At 49.7% G+C, this 8,032-nt stretch carries 6 protein-coding genes; 3 read left to right on the forward strand and 3 right to left on the reverse strand.

Features of this window, described 5'->3' with window-relative positions; all coding sequences use genetic code 11:
• The 3 genes from Q0231_RS11810 to Q0231_RS11820 form a co-directional block, all read left to right on the forward strand.
• On the forward strand, nt 1-769 hold a 769-nt coding region (locus Q0231_RS11810; RefSeq protein ID WP_299347805.1), incomplete at its 5' end, for an RQC domain-containing protein.
• A gap of 133 nt (nt 770-902) precedes the next feature.
• Nucleotides 903-2,789, forward strand: a complete 1,887-nt coding sequence (locus tag Q0231_RS11815) for an autotransporter assembly complex family protein (protein ID WP_299347806.1) — start codon at nt 903-905, stop codon at nt 2,787-2,789.
• Nucleotides 2,790-2,838: 49 nt separating this feature from the next.
• Nucleotides 2,839-7,020, forward strand: coding sequence for a translocation/assembly module TamB domain-containing protein (locus Q0231_RS11820; RefSeq protein ID WP_299347807.1), 4,182 nt, complete (start codon nt 2,839-2,841; stop codon nt 7,018-7,020).
• 17 nt (nt 7,021-7,037) lie between these two features.
• Here Q0231_RS11820 and Q0231_RS11825 read toward each other — a convergent pair whose 3' ends face one another.
• From Q0231_RS11825 to Q0231_RS11835, 3 genes are all read right to left on the reverse strand, one after another.
• A complete protein-coding gene (locus Q0231_RS11825; protein ID WP_299347808.1) occupies nt 7,038-7,295 on the reverse strand; it encodes a hypothetical protein in 258 nt (85 codons plus the stop codon).
• Between the two features lie 228 nt (nt 7,296-7,523).
• Entirely contained in the window at nt 7,524-7,820 is a 297-nt protein-coding gene (locus tag Q0231_RS11830) for a hypothetical protein (protein ID WP_299347809.1), read from the reverse strand.
• A 2-nt stretch (nt 7,821-7,822) separates the two neighbouring features.
• The coding region (locus Q0231_RS11835) for an HYD1 signature containing ADP-ribosyltransferase family protein (protein WP_299347810.1) at nt 7,823-8,032 on the reverse strand (210 nt) is incomplete at its 5' end.

Here is an 8,032-nt window from a genome sequence, read left to right on the forward strand (position 1 = left end):
GTTTGCCATTCCACATCAAATTCAGCACCAAAAACTGGGCGCTTTGTTGGGATTATGTGAAACGGCCAATTGTCGTCGGCAAGTGCTTTTGAACTATTTTGATGACGATTGCTCACCTTGCAACTATTGCGATAATTGCGAAGAACCTCCCGAAACCTTTGACGCGTCAATTCCAGCGCAAAAGGCAATTTCTTGCGTCTATCGCACCGGCGAAATGTTTGGAGTTTCATATTTGATCGATGTATTGCGTGGCGAAAGCAACGATCGTATTGCCAATTTTCGACATGATCAGATTTCAACCTATGGAATAGGCACTGACCTCTCCAAACCCGAATGGCAAAATATCTATCGCCAACTTGTTGCCAGCAACCTTCTTGCGCCCACTCCTGAAGGACATGGCGGGTTACAGATCACCGACAACGGGCGCATATTCCTCAAGGAAAAACCAAATCTTCCAATGCGGCATCATCAAAAGACCCTTACGACTGAGCGGTTAAAGCAAAGCATCGGCAAACGACCTGCCTCTCTGGCATCGCCAACTGATCAAGCGCTTTATGAAAACCTTAAGAGCACGCGTGGCGAAATGGCAAAAACGCAAAAAGTGCCGGCCTACTTGATTTTTCACGATAAAACGCTGATTGAACTGGCCGTACAAAAGCCATCTTCGCTAGAGGCCATGTTGAATATCAACGGTATCGGCGAAACAAAATTGGAACGATACGGCAAACCCCTGCTCGACGTCATAATGCGACATGATCAAAGCGCATAGCACCAGTTGAAAAATTACATTAGCATGTCCAACTCATGGTGATATAATTATCTAATTGGGGCTTAACTTGTCGTGTGCTATACTTGAGTAAAGATGGCCCGCGATTTTGCTTAAGTATGGAGTAGCAACCGCAGTGCATATATACGGTTCAAAACTGGTCAGAATCTCGTTTCTCGTCGCAATTAGCTTTTGCGCGACTGCGCCTGCGCGAGCATTTGACCTTTTTGGACTATTTAAAAAGCAAGAAGCTGTGACCGCGTCCAATGCTGCTGACGTGGTAAATCCGGTCAATTATTCGGCCAGCATCCAATCCGGCGATGCCGTTCTAGATGAATTATTGACGCCTAATTCGGTCCTGATTAAGGAGCAAACAACACCTGCTTCGGGCACAACGGGTTTGGTTACAAGGGCTCGAATTGACCAAAAACGACTTCTTGGTGCGCTTTACAGTGAAGCTTATTACGGGGGCACTGTTGATATCGAGGTCAACGGGCAAAACATCGATAATATTTCGCTTGATACCGACCTATCAGGAAAATTTGTAAACGTCGCAATCAAGGTTTCAGCTGGCCCGAGCTTCACGTTTGGCCGCCCATTCGCTCAGTCGAATGCAGGTGCAATTGACCTTGCTGAATTCGGCATTGTTGAGGGCGCCACGGCCAAATCGTCTCTGATCCTAAGCGCTGAGGCCAAACTGATCAAAAAGTGGAAGTCTGAAGGCTATCCCTTTGTGCGCATTAGTGACCGTACAATCGAGGCTGATCACACCACCAACAAGCTCGATGTGTCCATACAACTCGAAACTGGCAATAAGGCAGCGTTTGGCGCTATCACCGTTGTTGGCAACACCGATGTAAACGCGTCTTTTATTGCTGAGCAAGCTGACATTTTGGTTGGCCAGCCATACAGTCCTAATCTGGTTTCGCGCGCAACCCGCCGTCTGCAAGAAGTTGGCGTTTTTGACAGTGTGGTGGTCAGCACTGCAGAACAACCATCCGCTGATGGCAGCGTCGAAGTCAATATCGAGGTGAGCGAACGCAAGCCGCGCACAATAGGCATTGGTCTTACTGCTGGCAATTTTGAAGGATTTGGCGTTGAGGGTTTTTGGAAACATCGCAACCTATTTGGCAATGCCGAAAGCTTGCGCGCTGAAGCATCTATTGGACGTATTGGGCAAGGTGGAATTAGCGACTTAGATGCGCATACGGGTCTTGTGTTTGTGAAGCCAAACGCCATCGGTCCGGCGACAAGCTTTGAAGCCAAAACATCATTCGACATTATCAACTCAAATGCGTTTTCTAAGCAATCAGGCAAATTGGAAGTTAGCCTTTCAAACGACCTGCGAGATGACTTAACGGTAAAGGGTGGCATAGCAACTGAGTATGCGGTTGTTGACAACGGCATCACCACCACCAACACCTCCTTCTTGTATGCGCCATTTGCTCTGACCTACGACACACGCGACAGCACATTGGACCCGACCAACGGCTGGTATGCCTCTTTGTTGGCGGAGCCCACCTTTGCTTACCCCTCACATGCGACGTTTGTAAAAACGTCCTTTAATGCAAGCACTTACTATACTGTTGATCCAGACAATCGCTTGGTTTTGGCAGGACGTGTTGGCGCTGGCACAATATTTGGCACCGATATTTCAAACGTGCCTACTGATCGACGGTTTTTCTCTGGCGGTAGTGGGTCCATTCGCGGTTACGGATTTCAAATGGCGGGTCCGCTGACCGCTGGCGGCAAACCACAGGGTGGCCTCTCGTTCATGGAGGCGTCTGTGGAAGCGCGCTATAAGGTGACCGATGATATCGGCGTTGTGGCCTTTGTCGACACTGGCGGTGCATTTACTTCCAATATGCCCGGCCAAGGCGGGTCTATTTACACCGGCTACGGCCTAGGTGTGCGCTATCTCACACCCATTGGCCCTATTCGAGCAGACATTGCGTTTCCTCTAAATAAAATCCCAGGGCAACCACAATATGGCTTATATTTGGGTATAGGTCAGGCATTCTGATTCAATTGCGGTACGACGGAATAGCCCATAAATGCAAAGATCTCTGTCAATGATAAAGCGTTTCGCTTTGTTTCTTGTTGCGCTCATTTTGTTGGGCAGCGCAATTGTGTTCGCATTGCTGGGGACCAGTGGTGGACGGAACATTACGGCTGGCTTGATTGGCAGCATCGCCAGTTCGAATGACCTCAAAGTCGAAATAATTGGGCTCAACTCAGTTTTAGGCAACAGGATTGAAATCGAGCAACTCGCAATAGCAGATCGTGACGGCGTTTGGGCGACAACTAACAGTCTGAAAGTTGATTACCGCCTTACTGATCTAATGTTTGGCAAGATCATCATTGACGACGCTCGGATTGAGACGGTCAGTATCGATCGCTTACCCCTATCGCCCCAAAATTCAGCCCCATCTAATCCGCTCGCTTGGCCAACACAGCTTTTGCCAGCGCCGTTTAAATCGTTGGACCTTTCAGGGTTTGCTATCAATAACATCGGTCTTGCAACAGCTGTAACGGGAAAACCGGCAACGCTTTCATTGAGTGGGCACGCGCAGGCAAACAACACTCCTCTGGGAACCAGTGGCACTCTCGCAATCCAACAAGTAGACAATGCAGAAAGCTCGGCCAATGGTTCAGTTTTAGCAACTTGGAATGTGGATCCAGCCAAACAAGCCGCAGACATTTCGTTGGAAGTTGCGGAAGATCGCGACGGCTTGATCGCCAATTTACTCAACATCCCAGATCGCCCCGCGATAAAGGCCACACTTGCGGGTAGTGGACCACTTTCTAACTGGTCGTCAAAACTTGCCGTTGCCTTCAATGACAGGCCCGTTGTTTCGGGCGAAGCTATAGTAGCGCTGACAAGCGAACGCCAATCCATCGATGCCACATTGAGCGGTCAACTGGCGCCGCTTCTGCCCAAATCAATATTGCCACTTGTTGCGGGCAACACAGATATCAGGTTGAACGCGAGCAGAGACGCCACAGGCAACATCCAGATTGATGCTGCAACGCTTAAGTCGGCGTTGGCGCAAGTGCAGTCGCGTGGGGTATACAGCCCTACTCAAAATCGTGTCGACATGACGGCGAATATAGAAATTGGGAATGAGGGCGAAATCGTTTCGTTCGAGCGGCAACCCGGCGTCATCACGCAACTGGGTCGGGTCAATTTCACATCCAAAATCAATGGGACCGTCAATGATGCCACATTGAGCCTTAGCGGTGAAATGGCGTCCTTTGAGGAAGGGCAAACAAGGCTTGCTGATGCCCGCTTGGACGCGACCAGCGAACATCTGGATCTTGCCAATATGCGCGGCGGCGCTGTTCTGAACCTTTACGTTGCCGAACTGGCAACAGGAACGGAACCAGCTGATCAACTTGTCGCGGGTGGCCTTACCATCGCAAGTGAGGTCAAGCTTGCCAAACAAGTTATCGACATTACAAGTTTGAGTATAAAGAGCGCTGCACTTTCAAGCCTCACAATTGGGCGGCACGACCTTGCTGCGGGCAACACTCAGCTTGCGAGTAAAACCAGCATCACTGGGCAAAAAGGCTCAATTGTTGGTCAGTTATTCGGCGACCAAACAGGCATAATTGAAGCAGAAATCGGTATTTCGAGTGACGGCCAAATTGATGCAAAGTCCATCAGCGTTAAAAGCGCAAACCTGAACGCTAGCGGCTCTGGAACGTTGAATGCAACCGATCTTAAGTTTGATGGCAACCTGGTTCTTGCAAATCTTGCCAATTTCAACCCCGAGCTAGCTGGCGCACTTGAACTTACTGCCGCCGCGAGCGGGTCAACAAGTTCCCCCAGCATAAACTTAGAGCTTTTGGGGGATAAATTGGCTGTTGCAGGGCGACCAATTGACGGGCTTAGCGGCACGATCAGTGGGTCGTTGCAAGACGCAATCGCCGTTCAACTCGATGCGGTTTATGAAGATGCACCGATCACGGCATCTGCAAACATTGTTTCGCCTAGTGATGGCCCGCGCAAGATTGACGCACTCAAGATCGTTGTCCCCGGCGGCGAGATCTCGGGCGCAGTTACCGTTGGCAACAATGGGCTCATGGCGGGTTTTGCGGACTTGCGTTTCTCTGATTTCGCCAAATTGGCACCGCTGATCTTGCAGACTGGATTAGACGGCTCTGCAAATGGACGCGTTGAACTGTTCGTTGAAAATGGCGCACAAGGTGTTGTTGCAAACATAAGCACGCCCGCTCTGAACTACGACGACGCAAAACTGACGAACTTGGAATTGCGAGCATCAGCAAGCGATCTTTTTGGCAACATGGCGCCAAAGGTCAACGTTCAAATCGGTGCCTTGTCCGTCGCAGGTGAAACACTCAACAATACAGCGATCGACGTTTCAAGCAACTTGGGTGTGTGGCCGATAACGCTCACTTCTGAGTTGAGTGGAAAGCCTTTATCTGTTTCTGCTGTGGTTGACCCGCGAGATGAAAAACTCGCGCTGAACGTGGAACAGCTCGATCTTAATTACCGCTCGATACCCATTTCATTGTCCAAACCTATTGTTGCAATGCTTGATGGCGGAGTGACCACTCTTAGCGCACCGAGCATAAATCTGTCGGGTGGCCAAATGGCGATTTCCGGCAAGGTTTCCGATCAGTTTGATGTGGATGTGCAAGTTAGCAACCTTTCCATGTCCGCGATTGAGGGTATCGCCAAAACTGGCTTTGCGCCGATCGGAACGATTGATGCAAGTGCAAAGGTAAGTGGACCAATTGCTGCCCCAAACGTTGCATATCGTTTTGAGGGGCGAAACCTTTCTGGTGCGCCAATTCGGGAAGCTGGCTTGGCGTCACTAAACGTGAATGGCTCGGGCAATTTAAAAAACAACCAACTAAGCACCAGCCTAGCTGTTTCAGGCGGTGGGCTTGATATTGCAGTTTCCGGCACGACAGACCTAAAGGCGCAGTCTTTAGACTTTGCGGTAAAAGGCGTCGCTCCCTTCGCTTATGCCGCACGCCCCCTCACCCAATCTGGTGTTGTGTTGAGCGGTTCGGTAAATATCGATGCAACGGCAACAGGTTCATTTGCAAAACCAAATGTTCAGGGTCAAATCAGCACGAGTGGTGCGCGTTTCACAGAAATCGCTTCGCGCATTCGCGTAACAGATCTATCCGGCACATTGTTGTTTAACGGGGATAGTGCCAATCTGTCTCAACTCACCGGTCGCTTGGGAAAGAACGGCAAACTTACTGCCAGCGGCAATGTTTCCTTGCGCCCTACTGACAAATTATTGTCGGAGCTTTCGCTTAGCGTTCGAAATGCTGAGTATGATGATGGCAGCATAATTTCGACGATTTTTGATGCGGACTTGTCACTAAACGGTCGCTTGGCAGAAACAGGCAGCATTACGGGAACGATCAGCGTTGATCGGACGGACATCACAATACCTGAAAGCTTGCCAAATGTGATTTCACCCGTGGCAGTAACGCACAAAAATGCAAGTGCAGCGATAAATGAGCAATCAAGAGCGCTCAACCCAACGAATACTGGTGGCGCAGGTCCATCGATGTCGTTGAATATTTTGGTGAATGCCCCCAACAGGATTTTTGTGCGCGGCAGAGGACTGGATGCAGAATTGGGTGGCAATCTTAAAATTGAAGGCACGGCAGCCGCCCCCATTGCAAAGGGTGCGATCAGCATGAGCCGAGGGCGCATGGATATTTTGACCAAACGATTTGACTTTGACACGGGGCGTTTGGTGTTTGCTGGCCCATTGGACCCAACGTTAGATTTTGTGGCAAGCACCCGCGATGGTGGCAGCACCTATTCAATATTTGTGCGCGGTCCTGCATCAGCACCAGAGTTCTCTTTTGGGTCATCTCCGAGTTTGCCCCAAGACCAGATTGTCGCCAAACTGTTCTTTGGCCGTTCCCTGTCCGACCTTTCGGCGCTGCAACTCGTGCAACTCGCCAACGCAATTGGCACTTTAAATGGCTCTAACTCCGGCCCTGGACTTCTTGACCGGCTGCGCGCAGCTTCTGGCCTTGATGATGTGGATATCAAAACCAATGAGAAGGGTGAAACAACAGTTGGCGTTGGCGCCTATTTAAATGATCGCACCTACATCAATGTTGAAAAAGGCGCTGGCGCAGGGTCTGGCAAAGTCACAATCGACTTAAATATCACCGACAATATAACGGCGCGGGGCGAAACCACAGAAGACGGCAAAACCAAAGCCGGTGTTTTCTTCGAGCAAGACTATTAGGCGCGCATCCGTTCTCGCTAAAGAACACTGACCCATGCTGCAGTGGCCACGAAGAGCACCACTTTGACAGACGCCAAATGATCGCGATGCAAATAGTGCAACGTGCTTGAGGTGGCATTGGCCACACGTTTCACATCCGAATGGATGTGAATACTGTAGGTGCCCGAAGGGTCAATTTCAACGTTCGCACCCAAATACAAAGTTGTATCTGTGCCTGAACCAAAATTGACGATTTTCTTCAGCCGTGCGCCATCTGGGCTATAGGTGTAAGTCACCGTGCCGGAATAGTTAACAACCGAGATCGGACGGTTTTCGCCATCATAGGTGATGGTGCGAAGCTCGGCGATTTCATCGCTCTTGACGGTCTATTTGCTGTTCGCACCATAGGTGTATGTGCAACGCCGCAGACTGAACCGCGTGCTGTTGCACAGAACCCCAATATTGGCCCGAATAGCTGTAAGTGTCCACCAATCACTAGGGCAACGTATCAAAGATGTTCGACGCTAACCCGAGCCTCGCTCACTTGTTGCTTTCGCCCAAGCTTCTTCGAAGTCTCTTTCGGAAATAAACTCGGTTGAATACTCGCCAGGTACGCCCACAACTTCATCCACCGGAAATTTTCCTTCAGGCAACATCGCCAGTTGACCTACAATGGGTTTTTCTCGACTAGTTGCCACTATGTCACCGGACTTTAACACGTCAACATGTCTGACTGCGCGCAAATCATCGCCAATTTCTGTATATTGCTCTTCCGTCGTCTGGGAAAACTCACCGAAGTACACGATCTTAACAAAAAACATTTTTACCTCTCGTTCTCGCCTGTTCCGATTATTCGACCTTTAATATCTAAAGGTTTGTCGCCTGGAATAACGTAGACATGCTTTCGTCCCTGCCGAACAACTAAACCAGAAACATCAATCGCCACGTAGTTTTTGAATTTTTTACCATGGAACGGCAATGTCACGAATGTTTTTGATAGTTGATTATTTGACTTTGTACCTGGCACGATGTC

The sequence above is a fragment of the uncultured Maritalea sp. genome, from assembly GCF_937139385.1.
Taxonomy (GTDB): Bacteria; Pseudomonadota; Alphaproteobacteria; order Rhizobiales; family Devosiaceae; genus Maritalea; species Maritalea porphyrae_A.